Below are 17323 nucleotides of genomic sequence, written 5' to 3'. Positions count from 1 at the left end.
TTCACCCGACGGGGTCGGGATCCGAAAACAATTTTATCAGCGTTTTGCTGTTCAGTTTTCAAGGTTCATCTTTCGCCGCTCTGAAAGCGACTTCTCTATTATAGCGGCGCCTTTCCGGTGAGTCAACCCCTAATTTTCAAGGGTTTAAATCAGTTTGTCGGAGGCATTTGCCGTGCCGCCCTAAGCGACGTTTACTATCATAAGCGATTTATTTACCGGCGTCAACACCTTATTCAAAAAAACTTCCCCGTGTTTGAAACGGGGAGTGTCATGCATGCGGCGGACAGGGTTATTCCCTGCCTGCCGCCCGGTAATAACGATGGTCGATCCGTCCGTCCTTGGCCGGTTCCTGGACCGCATCTATATAGCCTTTCTCTATCAAGTATTCGATAAACACTTCAAGATCGGCCGAGTAGTTCCGCAGTTCCTCTTGCTCATGCAGCTCTTGAATTGTCCACACCGGCCGTTCGGACATCACGGAGACAATATGCCGCGCGCCGTCTTCCGTCCGGGAATGTATGAAGAATTCGCCGGCCAGGAAAAGCAGTTCAAGCCGCTTCTCTATCGGTTCGTCGCTCAGCACAAGCTCTTCGTACAGCTTATAGATCGCCGGCTCGATCTTTCTGACCTGCGACCAGACCGTCACTTCCGGGAACAGTCCGCTTTCGATGACCGAGAGGCGGGCCAGTCCGTGCAGCGAGCGGACGACATCATTGTAGGCGTCCAGATAGTTCTCCTGTTCAAAGAACATCCGTCCTTCCATGTAATGACGGATCAGCCGCGCGAACTCCAGCCCCATCTTAATCTGCCGTCCGTAAAACGGGAACTCCTTCATCTCCCGCTTGATTGTTTCTATATATTCATTGCGGTCGAACAGGATCCGTCCGAATAGGAGCCAGTCGACGATTTTCCGGTTTGTTCCGAGCAACAGCCACTTTTTCAGCTGTTTCTCCGAAACGACATGCATGGCTGCCTTCTCGGCTCCGTCGGTGTAATGCTTTGTATAGACGGGCCGCTCGGCATCTCTTGCAATAATGAGCAGGATGGCATCGAATGTATCGGTCACCGGGTCCAGCTTTTCTCTTTTTTCTATCAGAAGAACTGCCAGTGTATCCGGATCCCCCGCCCGTTCCTGATAGATCGGCCGCAGCAGATGCTCCATGGGATAATTCCTCCTTTTCACATGAGCAAATTCGACACGCCTGCCCCGATTCCTTCTTTCCTCTTTGAAAAACGACTGTATTGCCCAAATGTGCTATAGTATACGGGGACGCAGACTTGTTCTGCCAGGTTCCCGACAAAGGGAGGATATTCGGAATGAAGCCATATAAAAACAAAATCAACCGGATCCGTTCCTTCGCTCTTGCCCTGATCTTCATCGGATTTGTCATCATGTACTTCGGTATCTTCTTTAAGAAACATCCGATTGTCATGGTGATCTTCATGCTTCTCGGTCTCCTGAGCATCGTTGCCAGCACGGTCGTCTATTTCTGGATCGGCATGCTGTCGACAAAAGCGGTTCAGGTCGTCTGCCCGAACTGCGGCAAGCCGACGAAAGTGCTCGGCCGCGTGGACATGTGCATGCACTGCCGCGAGCCCCTCACGCTTGACCCGAATCTTGAAGGCAAAGAATTCGATGAATCCTACAACAAAAACCGGCCGGCACGCGAAGGCAAGTGACCATAAACAAAAACTCACGGGTTCCCGATCGGGAGCCCGTGAGTTTTTTCATGCCGGCGTCACTGAACCGGAACTTCCGTCTTTTTCGCAGTGCATTCCGGACAAGTGCCGTACACTTCCATGCGGTGCGTATCCACTTTGAACCCGGTGACGTGTGCAGCAAGATGCTCCACTTCATCGAGGCCGGGATAATGGAAATCGACAATCTTTCCGCAGTCATTGCAGATGATATGGTAGTGGTCATTCGTTACAAAGTCAAAGCGGCTCGATGAATCGCCGTAAGGCAGCTCCTTCACCAGCCCGGCTTCGCGGAAAACACGAAGGTTATTGTATACAGTGGCCACACTCATATTCGGGAACTTGTCCTCGAGTGCGCGGTAAATCTCGTCAGCGGTCGGATGGGACATTGATTCAACGAGAAATTCAAGAATTGCATGCCGTTGGGGAGTGATTCTGACACCCGTCGTCTTCAACGTATCCAGCGCTTCCTGAAGCACAGTTTCAGACATGGACATGCCCACCTCTTTTCATAAAGATTCCTTAATAATAATCGTTACAATCAGTTTATCGGAATCCGGGCATGTTTGTCAACGAAGCCGCGCCGCACGATTGGCTGCCTGTTTTTTCCGCTTCTTCAGCGGTCTCAAGAGTGCAGGATGTCTTCTTTGCCGCCGAGTTTCATGTTCACAAAGCGTGCCGCCACAAACAGAAAGTCGGACAAACGGTTCAGGTACGCGATGACGTCCGGGTTCACGTGGTTGCCCAGTGCGATCGCCGCCCGCTCCGCCCTCCTGACGACGGTCCGGGAGAAATGAAGGCCCGCAGCGGACGGATGGCCTCCGGGCAGGATGAAATTATGCAGCTCGGGCAGCCGGGCGTCATACTTGTCGATCCACTCCTCTAGTTGACGGATCTCCTTCGGTTCCAGTGTCCACTTCACTTCTTTTCCCTGCGGCGTGGCCAGTTCGGCGCCGACATGGAACAGGATGGTCTGGATTTGCCGGAAGATCTTGAGCAGCTCGTCCTTCTCCTCAAAATGCTCTCCGTGCAGGTGGGAAACACCGATGCCGATGGCGCTGTTCGCCTCGTCGCATGTGCCGTACGCCTCCACAAGCGGATCCGTTTTCTGCACCCTTTTCCCGTAGATGAGCGAAGTCGTCCCTTTATCCCCCGTTCTCGTATAGATCTTCATCATCAGTATCCCCTTTCGGTGTTGATGAGATTCTCCATTTCTTCCGGCTTACCCGCGAGCCAAAGTTTCATATTCGGAATAAAAATATCCAGTGACCGGTCCACGTACTTCCCGGAAAGCGAGGAAGCGTGCGGCGAGACCGTCACGTTATCCATCCCCCAGAACGGATGGTCTTCCGGCAGCGGTTCGATGTCAAACACATCGAGGACCGCTGCGGCCGGCCTGCCTTCATTAAGTGCATTGATGAGATCCTGTTCCTCATACAAATCGCCGCGGCCGAAGTTCAGAAATACGGCGGTGTCTTTCATCGCACCGAAGTGTTCTTTTTTCAGGAGCCCGCGGGTCTCCGGCGTGCTCGGAAGAACCGAAACGACAAAGTCCATTCCGGGAAGTGCTTCCAGCAGGCCGTCGAATGAAAGCATCTCATCCATATAATCGGCTTTCCGTCCCGAGCGGTTGCACCCATATGTCTTCACGCCGAATGCCTGAAGCAGGCGGCCGGCTTCCCCGCCGATGGCCCCCGGTCCAAGAATAAGCGCATTGGATCCGCGGACTTCCTTTCCGCCGATTTTCTTGTTCCATTCCGCCCGCGCCTGCTGTTCATAAATCTTTTTCAGGCCCCGCTTATAAGAAAGGATATGTGCGAGGATCGACTCGGCCATCGGCGTCTTGTGGATCCCCCTCACGTTCGTCACCGTCAGATCCCGCCTGGCAATCGCATCCTGTGGAAGTTGCTCCAGTCCTGCCGATGCCACCATGAGCCACTTGAGCCCTTTCGCTTTTTCGATGTGCGCTTCGTCCAGGTCGGCCCCGTACGTGACGATCACTTCGCTCGTCTCAAGCGCCGCCGCGTCATCGGGCTTTCGGTCGAACAGGAAATTCACATCCGGGAATTCCTCCTTCAACCGCTGTTCATGATGTTCCTTTACCGGAAATAGAAATAGTACGTCCATGTCGTTTTCCCCCTTCAACAGTGTGTCAGTTCTCAGTCAGTTCTTTCAGTTCTTCCAGCGCCTCTTCCACATGGCCCTTGACACTCACTTTCCGCCATTCCTTCACAACCGTGCCCGTCGGATCAATCAGGAATGTCGACCGCTCGATCCCCATGTACTCGCGGCCGAAATTCTTTTTCAGCTTCCAGACACCGTATGCTTCCGCGGCTTCGTGATCTTCATCCACAAGCAGGCGGAACGGCAGTCCGTGCTTGTCGATGAACTTTTCGTGCGATGCCGCACTGTCCGGGCTGACGCCGAGGATGACGGCGTTCAGCTTCTCGAACTCTTCGTTTCTGTCACGGAAATCGCATGCCTGCGTCGTACAGCCCGGCGTCTGGTCTTTCGGATAGAAATAAAGCACAACATAGCTTTTCCCTTTAAAGTCTTCGAGCGAAACCGTGCTTCCGTCTTTGTCCTTCAGTGCGAACCCGGGGGCGCTGAGCCCTTCAAGCGTTTTCTCCACCACTGATCCCCTCCTGTTTTCTTCATCGTACCGGAGCAGTCCCGGCGTGACAATTCTTTTGGTGTTCCGGGCTTTCATTGACTACAATGGAGGATGGACATCATGAACGGAGGGATTCTCTTGGAGAGAACAAGATCAGAAGAAATCTACAGCGAAGCGCTTGAGCATATTGTCGGTGGCGTCAACAGTCCTTCGCGGGCCTACAAGGCGGTCGGCGGCGGAGCCCCGACGGTCATGGAACGCGCGGAAGGCGCATACTTCTGGGATGTGGACGGCAACAAATACATCGACTATCTCGCCGCGTACGGCCCGATCATCACCGGCCATGCGCACCCGCATATTACAAAAGCGATCCGGCATGCAGCCGAAACCGGCGTCCTTTACGGCACGCCGACCCGACACGAAGTGACGTTTGCCGAGATGCTGAAGGAAGCGATCCACTCGCTCGACAAAGTCCGCTTCACGAACTCGGGAACTGAATCGGTCATGTCGACGATCCGGGTTGCCCGCGCTTATACCGGGCGGACGAAAGTGCTGAAATTCGCCGGGTGCTACCACGGCCATTCGGATCTCGTGCTCGTTGCGGCAGGATCGGGGCCGGCAACACTCGGCACGCCGGATTCTGCCGGCGTACCGAAGTCGATCGCGCAGGAAGTGATCACCATCCCGTTCAATGATGTCGAGGCATACCGTTCGGCGATGGACCGCTGGGGCGATGAGCTGGCGGCCGTTCTCGTCGAGCCGATCGTCGGCAACTTCGGGATCGTCGAACCGAATGAAGGGTTCCTGCCGATCGTCCATGATCTGGCGAAGGAACACGGTGCCCTGATCATCTACGACGAAGTCATCACGGCGTTCCGCTTCCATTACGGCGGCGCCCAGGATCTTCTCGGACTTACGCCGGATCTGACTGCGCTCGGCAAGATCATCGGCGGCGGCCTGCCGATCGGCGCTTACGGCGGACGCAAGGAAATCATGGACGAAGTCGCCCCGCTCGGCCCCGCCTACCAGGCCGGGACGATGGCCGGAAACCCGGCTTCGATGCAGTCCGGGATCGCCTGCCTCGAGGTGCTTCAAGAGCCGGGCGTCTATGAAGAGCTGGACCGGCTCGGCGCAATCCTAGAAGACGGCCTGCTTTCCTCGGCGGAAAAGCACGGCATCGACATAACGATCAACCGCCTGAAGGGTGCGCTCACCGTCTTCTTCACGAAGGAGAAAGTGGAAAACTACAAACAGGCCGAAAACAGCGACGGCGAACAGTTTGCCCGGTTCTTCCGGCTCATGCTCGAACGCGGCATCAACCTGGCTCCTTCAAAATATGAAGCCTGGTTCCTGACGACGGCCCATACCGAAGACGATATCCGCCGGACGCTTGAAGCAGCGGACGATTCGTTTGCGGAAATGAAGCGCGGCTGATTCAGGGCGCGCGGTCCGGCGTATTGATTTGAGTGCCGCTGTTCGGGTAAAGTATGGAAAACAAGCATTTCGCACGGAAAGGAAAATGGATGCATGAAACTTGGCGCACGAATTTTGAAAACGGGTGTCGCCATCGTCCTGGCACTGTTTCTCGCCCAGACCCTCCATCTGCCGACCCCGCTTTTCGCGGGGATTGCGGCGATCTTCGCCATTCAGCCGTCGATCTACCGGTCATACCGGACCATCGTGCAGCAAGTGCAGGGCAACGTCATCGGGGCGGTCGTCGCCTTCGTGTTCGCCCTGATTTTCGGCGATCATCTGGTCGGTGTCGGCTTTGCAGCTGTCGTGATCATCGCGATCATGCTGAAGTTCAAGCTGGAGAATGCCATCACGCTCGCACTAGTCATGATGATCGGGATTATGGAACTCCCGGGAAACCAGGACTTTTATATGTATGCCGGCCTTCGCTTCTTCACGATGCTGACCGGGATCCTCGCCGCCTTTCTGGTGAATATGCTGTTCCTGCCGCCGAAGTACGAAACGAAGCTGTTCCAGGCCATCCAGTCCACGGAAGATGAGATCATCCGGTGGACCCGCCTTGCCGGCCGGCAGGCATCCGAACATTCGGCCACCCAGAAGGCGCTGAAGAAGATTGACGGCCATTATAAAAACATCGACCTGCTGTATTCGCTGTTCAAGGAAGAACGCGGTTATACAAAGCGCTTCATTCATCAGAAAGCCCGAAAGCTCGTCATCTACCGCCAGATGATCCAGACGTCCAAAAGCGGCTATGATGTGCTCAAGCGGCTGCATCAGTACGAAAATGAACTGATCACCCTGCCGCCGCACTTCCGGATGATGATCCAGGAGCGTCTTGACGAGCTGCTCACCTATCACGAACAGATCCTGCTCAAGTTCGCAGGGAAGCTGAAGGATGAACGGATGTCCCGCTCCGGCATGGACTCCTCGCTCAGCCGGCAGGACGTGATGGACATCTTTGTGAAGGAAGTTGCCGTCACAAAAGAGGAAGAGGAATTTTCCGCTTACCACCTGCTTCATCTATTGAGCTCGATCCTCCGGTACGAGGAGCAACTGGAGCAGCTCGACCGGCTGATTGTCGGGTACGTGAAACGGCACGGGGCGGAAATGGATGAGCGGCTGCGGGAAGATGCGTATTGAATGAGCGTGCCGGCTTCACTTGCTGCACAATGGAAAACGCGGAACGGGTTTGATCGCCCGTTCCGCGTTTTTTCGTTTCTTAGTTTTTCATTCTCGGGTCGAGGGCGTCGCGGAGCCCGTCGCCCATCAGGTTGAAGCCGAGCACCGTCAGCATGATCGCCAGTCCCGGGAAAATCATCGTCCACGGGGCATCGCGAAGGTAATTGCGGGCGTCGGCGAGCATTTTGCCCCACTCAGGCGCCGGCGCCTGAGCACCCAAGCCGAGGAAACCGAGCGCCGCCGCTTCAAGGATGGCGGTCGCAACGGCGAGCGTCCCCTGAACGATGACCGGTGCCATCGAGTTTGGCAGGATGTGGGAGAACAAGATCCGGGCGTCTTTCATCCCGATCCCCTTCGCAGCCATAATGTACTCATCCTGCTTGATGCTGAGCACCTTGGAGCGGATGAGCCGGCCAAAGTTCGGTACATTGATGACCGCGATGGCGATCAGCGCGTTGCGCAGGGACGGTCCGAGCACCGAGACGATGGCGATGGCGAGCAGAATCGACGGGAAGGCGAGCATGATGTCGAACAGCCGGGAGATGATCGTATCGACCCAGCGGCCGTAGTAGCCCGCAATGATGCCGAGCGCGCTGCCGACGACGACCGATCCGATAACCGAGAAAAATCCGACCGTGAGCGAGATCCGGGCACCGTGGATGACCCGGGAAAGGATGTCCCGGCCGAAGTCATCAGTGCCGAACCAGTGGGCGGATGACGGCGCCATCAGCCGCTCGGTCACATCCTGGTCATTGATCCCTTCAGGTGCAATCAGCGGTCCGACAATCGCCAGCGCGACGAAGAAGAGAACGATGAAGGCGCCCGCGAGCGCCGCCTTGCTTTTCTTGAAGCCCGTCCAGGCTTCGCGCCACGGGCCGGCCGCCTTTTCTTCCGGAATGTCCGGGGTCTGGTTGGTCGTGAGTTGGGTCATGGCCGTTGTCCCTCCTTCAGTCGTATTTGATGCGCGGGTCGACGACGCTGTAGAGCACATCGACAAGCAGATTGATCATGACGAAAATGAATGCGACGACGAGAATGCCGGACTGGACGACGGGATAATCGCGGAATCCGATGGCGTCATAGATATAGCGTCCGATGCCCGGCCAGCCGAAGATCGTCTCGGTCAGGATCGCGCCGCCGAGCAGCATGCCCATCTGAAGTCCGATGACCGTCAAAACCGGGATGATTGCGTTCTTCAGCGCATGCTTGTACACGACAATCGACATTTTCTGCCCTTTCGACCGGGCCGTTCTCACGAAATCAGAACGCATCACTTCAAGCATGCTGGAGCGGGTCATCCGGGCGATGATCGCCATCGGGATCGTCGCAAGCGCGATGCCCGGCAGGATCAGGTGCCGGAGAACCTGGCCGAGCTGGTCGAACCTGCCCTGGATGAGCGTATCGATCACGTACAGTCCGGTGATCGCATGGACCGGATTCCTCACGTCCTCACGTCCGGTCGTCGGCAGGAGATCCAGCTCGATGCCGAACGCCCACTGTTCCATCAGTCCGAGCCAGAATATCGGCACGGACACCCCGACGAGTGCCAGGATCATCGCCGTGTAGTCGAACCAGGAATTCTGGAACCAGGCGGAGATGATGCCCGCATTCACGCCGATGACGATCGCGATGATCATCGCGAAGATCGCCAGCTCGGCCGTCGCCGCCAGATACGGCCACAGTTCGTCCGCGACCGGCGAGCGGGTGCGCAGCGATTCGCCGAGGTCCCCCCGGAAGATGTTCATGAGAAACTCAAAGTACTGTGTGTACCACGGCTGATCCAGGCCGAGCTTGGCTTCCAGTGCGGCAACCGCCTCCTTGGACGCCTGCTGGCCGAGGATGACCTGTGCGGGATTTCCCGGGATGGCCCGGATGATCATGAAGACGATGAACGTCATGCCGAGCAGGACCGGGATGAGCTGCAGCAGCCGTTTTCCGATGTATTGGAGCATTTGAACCACTCCCCGAGTTCAGTTTGCCGTTTCTTTATTTCGAAATTGAAAAGGGGAGGACGGCCGTGCCGCCTCCCCTCCTCCATCACTTGAAGTCCACGTTGGACAGAATGTCAGAACCGGTCGGATGTGCCTTGAAGCCGGTGATGTCGGCCGCTCCGCCGAGAAGCGGGATCGAGTGGGCAAGCGGGACCCAAGGGGCGTCCTCGTGGATGATTTCCTGCGCCTTGGCATACAGTTCGTTCCGCTTGTCTTCGTCCACTTCCGTCTGTGCTTCGATCAGGATGTCATGGAGTTCGGCATTGTCGTAATAGGTGTAGTTGTTGCTGCCGATGTTGTCGCCGTCAAGGAGCGCGTAGATGAAGTTGTCCGCATCCCCGTTGTCTCCCGTCCATCCGAGTAGAAGGCATCGGCTTCGCCCTTGCTCGCCTTTTCCAGGTAAGTGGCCCACTCATACGTGACGATGTTCGCCGTCACGCCGATGTCTGCCAGGTTCTTCTGGATGACTTCTGCGACTTTCTGGCCGTCCGGCATATACGGGCGCGGAACCGGCATCGCCCACAGATCCATTTCGAAGCCGTCCGGGTATCCAGCCTCGGCAAGAAGTTCCTTCGCTTTTTCAGGATCAAAGTCATAGCCTTCGATGGCATCGTTGTAGCCGGAGACCGATGGCGGGATCGGGTTCTTCGCCATTTCTGCGGCACCTTCGAAGAATGCATCGATGATCGCCTGCTTGTCGATCGCATGGTTGAACGCCTGGCGGACTTTCTCGTCGCCGAACGGCTCGCGCGTGACCGTCATGCCGAGGTAGCCGATGTTCATCGACGGACGCTCGAACAGCTGCAGCTTGTCATCGTTTTCGATCGTGTCCGAGTCGGACGGATTTATGCCGTCGGCAAGATCGATGTCCCCTTTGATGAGTGCGTTCAGGCGGGCCGCGTTGTCAGGAATCGAACGGAAGATGACGCGGTCCAGCTTCGGCAGGCCGTCTTTCCAGTAGTCTTCGTTCTTCTCGATCGTGATGGAATCGTTGCGCTTCCACTCGACGAACTTGAACGGTCCCGTGCCGACCGGGTTGTCTCCGAACTTGTCGCCGTCTTTTTCAAAAGCGGTCGGGCTTGCGATCCCGAACATCGTCATCGCGATATTTTTCAGGAACGGTGCCTGCGGGCGCTTCAGCTTGAAGACGACCGTGCTGTCACCGTCCGCGGTCACCGATTCGATCACATGGCCTTCGTCTCCCTTGAAACCGCCGAACATCGACTGGTAGTAAGGGAATGTGTCCGCGTCTCCGTTTGCCCAGCGCTCGAAGTTCTTCACGACAGCCTCTGCGTTGAAGTCGGTCCCGTCGTGGAACTTGATCCCTTCCTCAAGCTGGAATGTGTAAGTGAGCCCGTCTTCGGACGCTTCCCATTCCTTTGCAAGACCCGGATTGATCGTCGTGTCCTGTTCTCCGAAATTCAGGAGCGTTTCAAAGATGTTGGCAGCCACTTTCATGGATTCGCCGTCCGTCACGGCTGACGGGTCCAGAGATACGGAATCACCGCCTCGCCCGAAGACGAGTGTTTTATTTCCCCCGCTTGAGCCGCCGTCACCGCTGCTTCCTCCGTCGCCGCTGCCGCTGTCGCCCGATGAGCAGGCGGCGAGCATCATGGAAACGGTGAGCAGGACGATGAGCGACCATAATTTCCCCTTTTTCAAATTGACCCCTCCGTCACAAGTTTTTTATCATCATTGCCGGCTGTTTCCTCCGTGTAGAGGTGGCAGGCGACAGAATGACCGGTATCTGTTTGTTGCAGTACGGGCACCTTTTCCGTGCAGATCTCCATGCGGAACGGGCAGCGCGTATGGAACGGACAGCCGGACGGCGGATTTGCCGGACTCGGGATGTCTCCTTCAAGCACGATCTGTTCGCGCTCGAACCCCGGATCGGGAATCGGAACAGCCGAAAGCAGGGCCTGCGTGTAGGGATGGAGCGGCTTGTCGTAGAGCGCCTCGCTGTCCGCTATTTCCACAAGCCGGCCAAGGTACATGACGCCGACGCGGTCGCTGATGTGGCGGACGACGCCGAGGTCATGGGCAATGAAAATGTAGGTCAGGCCGAATTCCCGCTGGAGGTCCTGCATCAGGTTCAGCACCTGGGACTGGATCGATACGTCGAGCGCCGACACCGGTTCATCCGCGATGATGAGCTTCGGATTCGTCATGAGCGCGCGGGCGATGCCGATCCGCTGGCGCTGTCCCCCGCTGAACTGGTGCGGATAGCGTGAGGCATGATAGCCGCTCAAACCGACGATTTCCAGGAACTCCCGGACCTTCTTTTTGCGCTCGGCGGCACTTTTCACGCCGTGGACGATGAGCGGCTCCTCGAGGATCTTGCCGACGGTATGGCGCGGATTGAGCGATGCGAACGGATCCTGGAACACCATCTGGATGTCCCGCCGGGTTTTCCTCATCTCTTCCGGCGGGAGTCCTGTCAGTTCCTTGCCGTCAAATTCGATTTTGCCCTCCGTCGGCTCCAGCAGCCGCATGAGCATCCGGCCGGTCGTGGACTTGCCGCAGCCCGATTCGCCGACGATGCCGAGCGTTTCCCCCGGATGCACCTCGAAGCTAACCCCGTCGACCGCTTTGATGTGGCCCTTCACCCGTCCGAGCGCCCCTTTTTTCACCGGGAAGTATTTTTTGAGTCCTTCAACCTTCAACAAGGGCCCCGTCATGTGCGGCCGCCTCCTTTCCGTCACGCAGAAAGCAGCGTGCAAAATGGTCCGGCTGCGTGACGTACAGTGCCGGGTCCTCCGACGTGCACCGGTCGAACCGGTACGGACAGCGAGCGGCAAACCGGCAGCCGTGTCGGATCGAGCCGGGGCGCGGGACGTTTCCCGGGATCGGCTCGAGCCGCTCCTGCTTGAACCGCATGTCCGGAACCGATTTCAGCAGCCCTTCCGTGTACGGATGCTGCGGATGGCCGAAGATCTGTTCGACCGGTCCCTCTTCCACAACTTGGCCGGCATACATGACAATGACCCGCTCGCACGTTTCCGCGACGACGCCGAGGTCATGCGTAATGAGCAGGACGGCTGTGTTCAGGCGCTCGTTCAGTTCCTTCATCAATTTCAGGATCTGCGCCTGGATCGTCACGTCAAGCGCCGTCGTCGGCTCATCCGCGATCAAGACATTCGGCTCACAGACGAGCGCCATCGCAATCATCACCCGCTGCCGCATTCCGCCCGAAAGCTGGTGAGGGTACTCATCCATGATTTCCGTTACACGGGGCAGGCCGACGAGCCTGAGCATTTCCTCCGCCCGCTCCCGGGCCTTCCGCTTCCCGAGTTTCGTATGGATGAGCAGCGCCTCGGTCATCTGGTTGCCGATTGTAAACAGCGGATTGAGCGAGGTCATCGGCTCCTGGAAAATCATCGCAATGTCGTTCCCGCGGACTTTCCGCATCTGGCTTTCTTTCAGCTTCGTCAGATCGCGGTCCCCGTACAGGATTTCCCCGCCGGTGATCTTGCCGGGCGGGCTCGGCACCAGTCCCATGATGGAAAGGGACGTGACACTTTTTCCGCAGCCCGACTCCCCGACAATGCCGAGGACCTCTCCCTCATGCAAATCAAAACTGATGCCATCCACTGCCGGAACGACGCCCCCGTCCGTGAAAAAGGACGTCCGGAGTTCATTGACGCTGAGCACTTTCCGTTTGCCGCCCATGCCGTTCCCCCTTCTCTCTATCTTCACTATTCTGACTATTATGCGTTCTCTTATTATACAAATGATATACAGATATGCAAGCGCATTCAGGAAGGTCATACCTCTTACAAGTGGGGGGCTCGCGGGGAGCAGGGTTTAGGGTGGATGGGGTTGGATTTCGGAGCATGGCGTGTGCTCTCGGAGTATGGGACTGAATATCGGAGTATGGCGCGTGCTTTCGGAGTATGGGACTGGATATCGGAGTATGGCGTGTGCTTTCGGAGTATGGGACTGAATATCGGAGTATGGCGCGTGTTTTCGGAGTATGGAACTGGATATCGGAGTATGGCGAGTGCTTTCGGAGTATGGGACTGAATATCGGAGTATGGCGAGTGTTTTCGGAGTATGGAACTGAATATCGGAGCATGGCGCGTATTTTCGGAGTATGGCACGTTCGCTTTCCAGAGTAAGGACTTCGCTCCGCTTGACGGTGAACGGTCTGTGATATTTTTCTCGAAATGAGAAGAAATCAGCGGGAAAGAGTCGAAAGATTTGCAGCGCACAGCCCGGGGAAGGTGAGTGGAATCATAAGGGCAGTGAGTGAGCGCGTTCATTGCCCGAGTGGAATCGTAGAGGCCGTGAGTGAGCGCGTTGATTGTGCGAGTGGGATCATAGGGGCTTTTCTCCCCTCACTTCCCTCCCTTCAATTAAAAAAGCCATGCGGCAGCCGGATTCCGGCCTTCGCATGGCTTTCATTGATTCTTTTTCCGTTTTACACTTCCGGCACGTCGAGTTCCTGGACGAGGAACAGGTCGTGGTAAATGCCGCCGGATTCAAGCAGTTCGGTGTGGGTTCCGTTTTCTTTCAGTTCGCCGTGGTCGATGACGAAGATGTTGTCGGCGTGGGTGATCGTCGACAGCCGGTGGGCGACGACGATGGTGGTCCGGTCGTGTGCCAGGCGGTCGAGCGATTCCTGGATGAGGGCTTCGCTCTCGAGGTCGAGTGCCGATGTCGCTTCGTCCAGGATGAGGATCGGCGGGTTTTTCAGGAACACCCGGGCAATCGCGATCCGCTGCTTTTGGCCGCCCGATAGTTTGACGCCGCGCTCGCCGACTTCGGTGTCGTAGCCGTACGGCAGGCTCATGATGAAGTCGTGGGCATTTGCCGCCTTTGCCGCCGCGATGACTTCTTCGTCTGTCGCGTCCGGCTTGCCCATCAGGATGTTCGACCGCACGCTGGAGCTGAACAGCAGGTTGTCTTGCAGAACGATCCCGATGTTGCGCCGCAGTGATTCGATATTCACGTCTCGCACGTCCAGGTCGTCGATCAGGACTGCGCCGCCGGTCACGTCATAAAAACGCGGGATCAGGCTGATGATCGTGGATTTCCCGCCGCCGCTCATGCCGACGAACGCGACTGTTTCCCCGGGGTTGACCGTGAAGCTCATGTCGTCGAGGACCGGTGATTCTTCCGGTTCGTAGCTGAAACTCACATTGCGGAATTCCAGCTTTCCGGCCGCCTCGGGCATCTCGATGGCACCCGGTTTGTCGGTGATGTCGTAAGGAGCGTCCATGAGTTCGTATACCCGGTCCATCGAGGCCACCGCCTGGGTGAGCGTTGTCGAAGAATTCACAAGCCGGCGGAGCGGATTGTACAGCCGGTCGATGTAGGCGACGAAAGCCACCATCGTCCCGACGGACAGGCTTCCTCCGATCACATGCCAGCCGGCGTAGCCGATGACGAGAAGCGGGGCAACGTCGGTGATCGTATTCACGACGGCGAATGCCTTGGCGTTCCACTTTGTATGCGCGATCGCCGCATCCAGGAACTCGCCGTTCGTCTCATCGAACAGTGCCTTCTCCCGCTTTTCAAGGGCAAAACTTTTAATGACGCTCATGCCGGACACCCGTTCATGCAGATAGCTCTGCACGTTCGCCAGCTTCTGCGATCGGGTCCGGGTCAGTTCTCGCAGCCTGCCGAAGAAATGCTTCACGCTCCAGGCGTAAAACGGGAAGGCAAGCAGCGTGACGATCGTCAGCTTCACGTCCATCGTCAGCATGATGCCGACCGCAATCAAAATTGTCGCAAGATCAAGCCAGACATTCATGAGCCCGATCATGACGAAGTTCTTCGTCTGCTCGACGTCATTGATCACCCGGGAGATGACTTCCCCGGCGCGTGTATTGGAATAGTATTTGAGGCTGAGTTTTTGGAGATGGTCGTAGATCTGGCTGCGGATGTCGAATAGGATTTTATTTGACGTGTACTGTGCGTAGTACTGCCGGAAGTACTCGACCGGCGGGCGCAGCAGGAAAAACAAGAGCGTCGTGCCGCCGAGCCACCAGACGAGCTGCTGTTTTTTCTCGGCTGCACTCAAGATATCGGATCCGATGATGTCATCGATGACAATCTTGATCAAATAAGGAATGAACAGTGGAATGGCGAACTTCACGATTCCGATGATCAAAGTGAGGGCAATCATCCAGCCGTACGGGCGGACAAATTGCATATAGCGTCTCATGCTGCCCAGTGTGCATCATCCTTTCGTAAACAATCAAACAATGGAACAGCCCGCCCGTGGGGGGGCAGGCTGTCAATTCCGGGTCTGGAACTGCTTGTGGAATTCATAGCGGGACGTCCATACATCGATGAAGTCGGGCGCGAACGGTCCCCGGCGCTGCTTGATCCAGCCGATCAGCTTGTCGACGTTTCGTTTCAGGATCTTGTCAATGACGTCCGGATACTTCATCAGCTCCTTGTGTTCCTCATATTCGTCCTCATCGAGGAGATTATAGGACATGTCGGGGAAGACTTTCACATCCAGGTCATAGTCGATGTACTTCACCATCTTGTTGTCGTAGACGAACGGGGAGCTCATGTTGCAGTAGTAATACACTCCGTCGTCCCTCAGCATGCAGATGATGTTGAACCAGTGCTCCGCGTGGAAATAAACGATCGACGGTTCGCGCGTGAGCCACGTTCGCCCGTCCGACTCGATGACGAGCGTCCGTTCATTTGCACCGATGATGATGTTTTTCGTCCCTTTCAGCACCGTCGTTTCCTGCCACACCCGGTGGATCTTTCCATCGTGCTTGTAGCTGTGGATCTGGACTTTTTCTCCTTCTTTCGGGATTGCCATCATATCAACCCCCCTTGCAAGACGGCGGTTCGGATTATTTGTTATCTTGTCATTATATCAATGAACCGCGCAAAGAGAAATCAAAAAGACCGGAGGGGCAAGAGCCCCTCCGGCTGGTGGTTAAAATCCATTCCGTTATTTGTTGTTCCGGTTCCCGCGGAAGGATGCCTGCTGCTTGTTTTGCTCAGCCTGCTGGTTCTGGCGGCGGACTTGCTGCACGTCCGTTTCAGATCCGTATTCCTCGCCTCGAATCTGCTTTCGGACTTGCTGAATGTCCGTCTCAGTTCCAAACTCCTCGCGTTGCAGCTGATCGTTGTTGCGGTTGTTGTTCCGCTCGTTACGATTGTTCCGCTCGTTGCGGTTGCGCTGCTGGTCGTTGTTCTTCGTCATGGATTTCTCACCTCCGTGCTCATTATGGTGTGCACGGCGCGTTTTTTTATTCACTTGGAAAAATTTGATCAAAATATGACCCATTTCGGCTTTCTGACGGCCTTTCTTAACATTCGCCCCATCTTCACTCCCCAATCACTGCATCCCGCACTTTTTTCGTCGGGTTCGGCAGGGTCAGCGAGCCGATTTCCTCCGGAAGGAACCAGCCGCTCCGCGCGGCAGGTGTTCCGTCATCATCGGCTGCGGCTGCAAAGGCCGCAACTTCCCAGATCCGGTGCGTGAACACATGCTTGAACCGGACGGTTTCTTGCAATGGACCCAGCTCGAGGCCGTGACGGCCGGCAATCTCCCGGGCCGCTTCATCGGGATCTGCGGTTTCCGCAGCAGGGAATTCCCACATGCCCGCGAGCAATCCCTCATCCGGACGTCGTTCGAGCAGCCAGCGTCCGGATCGGTTTTTCACCGCGATGACCGTCCTCGGCACGGTTTCCTGCTTTTTCTTTTTCGACTTCACGGGAAGCTCCTCTTCACGCCCTTCATGGTAGGCGGCACACCAGTCCCGGACGGGGCAGAGCAGGCATTTCGGCCGGGTCGGCGTGCAGACGGTTGCGCCGAGCTCCATCAACCCCTGGTTGAACGAAGAAGGATCTTCCCGGTCGATCAGGTCCATGACCGCTTCTTCGAATATTTTCCTTGTTTTCGGTTTGACGATGTCGTCTTCAATGAGCAGCACCCTCGACAGAACGCGCATAACGTTGCCGTCCACCGCCGGCGCGGGGATGCCGTAGGCGATGCTCATGACGGCACCGGCCGTATACGGTCCGACACCTTTTAATTTCATGAATCTAACGGGGTCCGCCGGAACTTCGCCGTAAGTTTCGAACGCCTCGCGGACGCCAGACTGGAGGTTGCGGACGCGCGAGTAATATCCGAGCCCTTCCCAGTTCTTCATTAACTCCTCTTCCGGCGCGTAGGCGAGGTCTTCCATTTTCGGATAACGCTCCGTGAACCGCAGATAATACGGAATGACCGTATCCACACGCGTCTGCTGGAGCATCACTTCAGAAATCCAGATCCAGTATGGGTTGCTTGTGCGGCGCCACGGCAGGTCCCGGCACTCCCGCCGGTACCAGTTCGTCAGCGCATCGCAAAATTGAATTTTCCAATCGTTTGAACGCACTGTTTTCCTCC

16 protein-coding genes and 1 pseudogene are annotated in these 17323 nt (G+C 56.5%); 3 read left to right on the top strand and 14 right to left on the bottom strand.

Going from position 1 to position 17323, the window contains the following annotated elements; genetic code table 11:
- Nucleotides 1-289 precede the first annotated feature (289 nt).
- Nucleotides 290-1162 (bottom strand): nucleotidyltransferase-like protein, encoded by an 873-nt coding sequence (locus tag ACFFIY_RS10085; protein ID WP_354198236.1) that lies wholly within the window; start codon nucleotides 1160-1162, stop codon nucleotides 290-292.
- Between the two features lie 155 nt (nucleotides 1163-1317).
- On the opposite strand from ACFFIY_RS10085, the gene ACFFIY_RS10080 reads away from it, so the two are divergent.
- Nucleotides 1318-1680 (top strand): YgzB family protein, encoded by a 363-nt coding sequence (locus ACFFIY_RS10080; RefSeq protein WP_354198234.1) that lies wholly within the window; start codon nucleotides 1318-1320, stop codon nucleotides 1678-1680.
- Nucleotides 1681-1739: 59 nt separating this feature from the next.
- Here the strand turns inward: ACFFIY_RS10080 and perR are convergent, their stop codons facing one another.
- The 4 genes from perR to bcp all read right to left on the bottom strand — a co-directional run bounded on the left by perR (nucleotide 1740) and on the right by bcp (nucleotide 4330).
- The gene (gene perR / locus ACFFIY_RS10075; protein ID WP_354198232.1) at nucleotides 1740-2189 is read right to left on the bottom strand and encodes a peroxide-responsive transcriptional repressor PerR; all 450 of its coding nucleotides are present in this window, start codon (nucleotides 2187-2189) and stop codon (nucleotides 1740-1742) included.
- A 134-nt stretch (nucleotides 2190-2323) separates the two neighbouring features.
- Nucleotides 2324-2872 (bottom strand): cob(I)yrinic acid a,c-diamide adenosyltransferase, encoded by a 549-nt coding sequence (locus ACFFIY_RS10070; RefSeq protein ID WP_354198244.1) that lies wholly within the window; start codon nucleotides 2870-2872, stop codon nucleotides 2324-2326.
- 2 nt (nucleotides 2873-2874) lie between these two features.
- A complete protein-coding gene (locus tag ACFFIY_RS10065) occupies nucleotides 2875-3825 on the bottom strand; it encodes a D-2-hydroxyacid dehydrogenase (RefSeq protein WP_354198230.1) in 951 nt (316 codons plus the stop codon).
- A 25-nt stretch (nucleotides 3826-3850) separates the two neighbouring features.
- Nucleotides 3851-4330, bottom strand: a complete 480-nt coding sequence (gene bcp / locus ACFFIY_RS10060) for a thioredoxin-dependent thiol peroxidase (protein WP_354198228.1) — start codon at nucleotides 4328-4330, stop codon at nucleotides 3851-3853.
- Nucleotides 4331-4450: 120 nt separating this feature from the next.
- Between bcp and ACFFIY_RS10055 the strand changes: the two genes are divergently transcribed.
- Both ACFFIY_RS10055 and ACFFIY_RS10050 read left to right on the top strand, forming a co-directional pair.
- Nucleotides 4451-5746 (top strand): glutamate-1-semialdehyde 2,1-aminomutase, encoded by a 1296-nt coding sequence (locus ACFFIY_RS10055; protein WP_354198226.1) that lies wholly within the window; start codon nucleotides 4451-4453, stop codon nucleotides 5744-5746.
- A 93-nt stretch (nucleotides 5747-5839) separates the two neighbouring features.
- Nucleotides 5840-6925: an FUSC family protein gene (locus ACFFIY_RS10050; RefSeq protein WP_354198224.1), complete on the top strand. Its 1086-nt coding sequence runs from the start codon at nucleotides 5840-5842 to the stop codon at nucleotides 6923-6925.
- 79 nt (nucleotides 6926-7004) lie between these two features.
- Here the strand turns inward: ACFFIY_RS10050 and ACFFIY_RS10045 are convergent, their stop codons facing one another.
- The 9 genes and pseudogenes from ACFFIY_RS10045 to mutY form a co-directional block, all read right to left on the bottom strand.
- The gene (locus tag ACFFIY_RS10045; RefSeq protein ID WP_354198222.1) at nucleotides 7005-7895 is read right to left on the bottom strand and encodes an ABC transporter permease; all 891 of its coding nucleotides are present in this window, start codon (nucleotides 7893-7895) and stop codon (nucleotides 7005-7007) included.
- Between the two features lie 16 nt (nucleotides 7896-7911).
- On the bottom strand, nucleotides 7912-8916 hold the full coding sequence (locus ACFFIY_RS10040; protein WP_354198220.1) for an ABC transporter permease: 1005 nt from the start codon (nucleotides 8914-8916) through the stop codon (nucleotides 7912-7914).
- An 85-nt stretch (nucleotides 8917-9001) separates the two neighbouring features.
- Nucleotides 9002-10617: pseudogene (locus ACFFIY_RS10035) on the bottom strand (ABC transporter substrate-binding protein).
- On the bottom strand, nucleotides 10614-11633 hold the full coding sequence (locus tag ACFFIY_RS10030; protein ID WP_354198218.1) for an ABC transporter ATP-binding protein: 1020 nt from the start codon (nucleotides 11631-11633) through the stop codon (nucleotides 10614-10616). Before ACFFIY_RS10030 ends, ACFFIY_RS10035 begins: the two are co-directional and overlap by 4 nt.
- On the bottom strand, nucleotides 11608-12624 hold the full coding sequence (locus ACFFIY_RS10025) for an ABC transporter ATP-binding protein (protein ID WP_354198216.1): 1017 nt from the start codon (nucleotides 12622-12624) through the stop codon (nucleotides 11608-11610). The genes ACFFIY_RS10030 and ACFFIY_RS10025 overlap by 26 nt, the downstream gene beginning before the upstream one ends.
- A gap of 751 nt (nucleotides 12625-13375) precedes the next feature.
- Nucleotides 13376-15133, bottom strand: a complete 1758-nt coding sequence (locus tag ACFFIY_RS10020; RefSeq protein ID WP_354198242.1) for an ABC transporter ATP-binding protein — start codon at nucleotides 15131-15133, stop codon at nucleotides 13376-13378.
- A gap of 63 nt (nucleotides 15134-15196) precedes the next feature.
- Entirely contained in the window at nucleotides 15197-15742 is a 546-nt protein-coding gene (gene ntdP, locus ACFFIY_RS10015; RefSeq protein ID WP_354198214.1) for a nucleoside tri-diphosphate phosphatase, read from the bottom strand.
- Nucleotides 15743-15877: 135 nt separating this feature from the next.
- Nucleotides 15878-16132 carry a gamma-type small acid-soluble spore protein gene (locus tag ACFFIY_RS10010; protein WP_354198212.1) on the bottom strand — a complete coding sequence of 85 codons (255 nt, stop codon included), beginning with the start codon at nucleotides 16130-16132 and terminating at the stop codon, nucleotides 15878-15880.
- 124 nt (nucleotides 16133-16256) lie between these two features.
- Nucleotides 16257-17312, bottom strand: coding sequence for an A/G-specific adenine glycosylase (mutY, locus tag ACFFIY_RS10005; protein ID WP_354198210.1), 1056 nt, complete (start codon nucleotides 17310-17312; stop codon nucleotides 16257-16259).
- Nucleotides 17313-17323: the final 11 nt, after the last annotated feature.

It is taken from the genome of Bhargavaea ullalensis (genome assembly GCF_042432615.1).
Taxonomy (GTDB): domain Bacteria; phylum Bacillota; class Bacilli; order Bacillales_A; family Planococcaceae; genus Bhargavaea; species Bhargavaea ullalensis.
This window is presented reverse-complemented; position numbering and strand designations above follow the sequence as displayed.

Excerpts from the sequence above, each read along its gene's own strand:
- ACFFIY_RS10085 (WP_354198236.1), bottom strand. The coding sequence starts at position 1,162 with ATGGAGCATCTGCTGCGGCCGATCTATCAGGAACGGGCGGGGGATCCG.
- ntdP (WP_354198214.1), bottom strand. The coding sequence starts at position 15,742 with ATGGCAATCCCGAAAGAAGGAGAAAAAGTCCAGATCCACAGCTACAAG.
- ACFFIY_RS10025 (WP_354198216.1), bottom strand. The coding sequence starts at position 12,624 with ATGGGCGGCAAACGGAAAGTGCTCAGCGTCAATGAACTCCGGACGTCC.
- ACFFIY_RS10045 (WP_354198222.1), bottom strand. The coding sequence starts at position 7,895 with ATGACCCAACTCACGACCAACCAGACCCCGGACATTCCGGAAGAAAAG.
- ACFFIY_RS10040 (WP_354198220.1), bottom strand. The coding sequence starts at position 8,916 with ATGCTCCAATACATCGGAAAACGGCTGCTGCAGCTCATCCCGGTCCTG.
- perR (WP_354198232.1), bottom strand. The coding sequence starts at position 2,189 with ATGTCTGAAACTGTGCTTCAGGAAGCGCTGGATACGTTGAAGACGACG.
- ACFFIY_RS10080 (WP_354198234.1), top strand. The coding sequence starts at position 1,318 with ATGAAGCCATATAAAAACAAAATCAACCGGATCCGTTCCTTCGCTCTT.
- ACFFIY_RS10070 (WP_354198244.1), bottom strand. The coding sequence starts at position 2,872 with ATGAAGATCTATACGAGAACGGGGGATAAAGGGACGACTTCGCTCATC.
- ACFFIY_RS10030 (WP_354198218.1), bottom strand. The coding sequence starts at position 11,633 with ATGACGGGGCCCTTGTTGAAGGTTGAAGGACTCAAAAAATACTTCCCG.
- ACFFIY_RS10050 (WP_354198224.1), top strand. The coding sequence starts at position 5,840 with ATGAAACTTGGCGCACGAATTTTGAAAACGGGTGTCGCCATCGTCCTG.
- ACFFIY_RS10010 (WP_354198212.1), bottom strand. The coding sequence starts at position 16,132 with ATGACGAAGAACAACGACCAGCAGCGCAACCGCAACGAGCGGAACAAT.
- ACFFIY_RS10065 (WP_354198230.1), bottom strand. The coding sequence starts at position 3,825 with ATGGACGTACTATTTCTATTTCCGGTAAAGGAACATCATGAACAGCGG.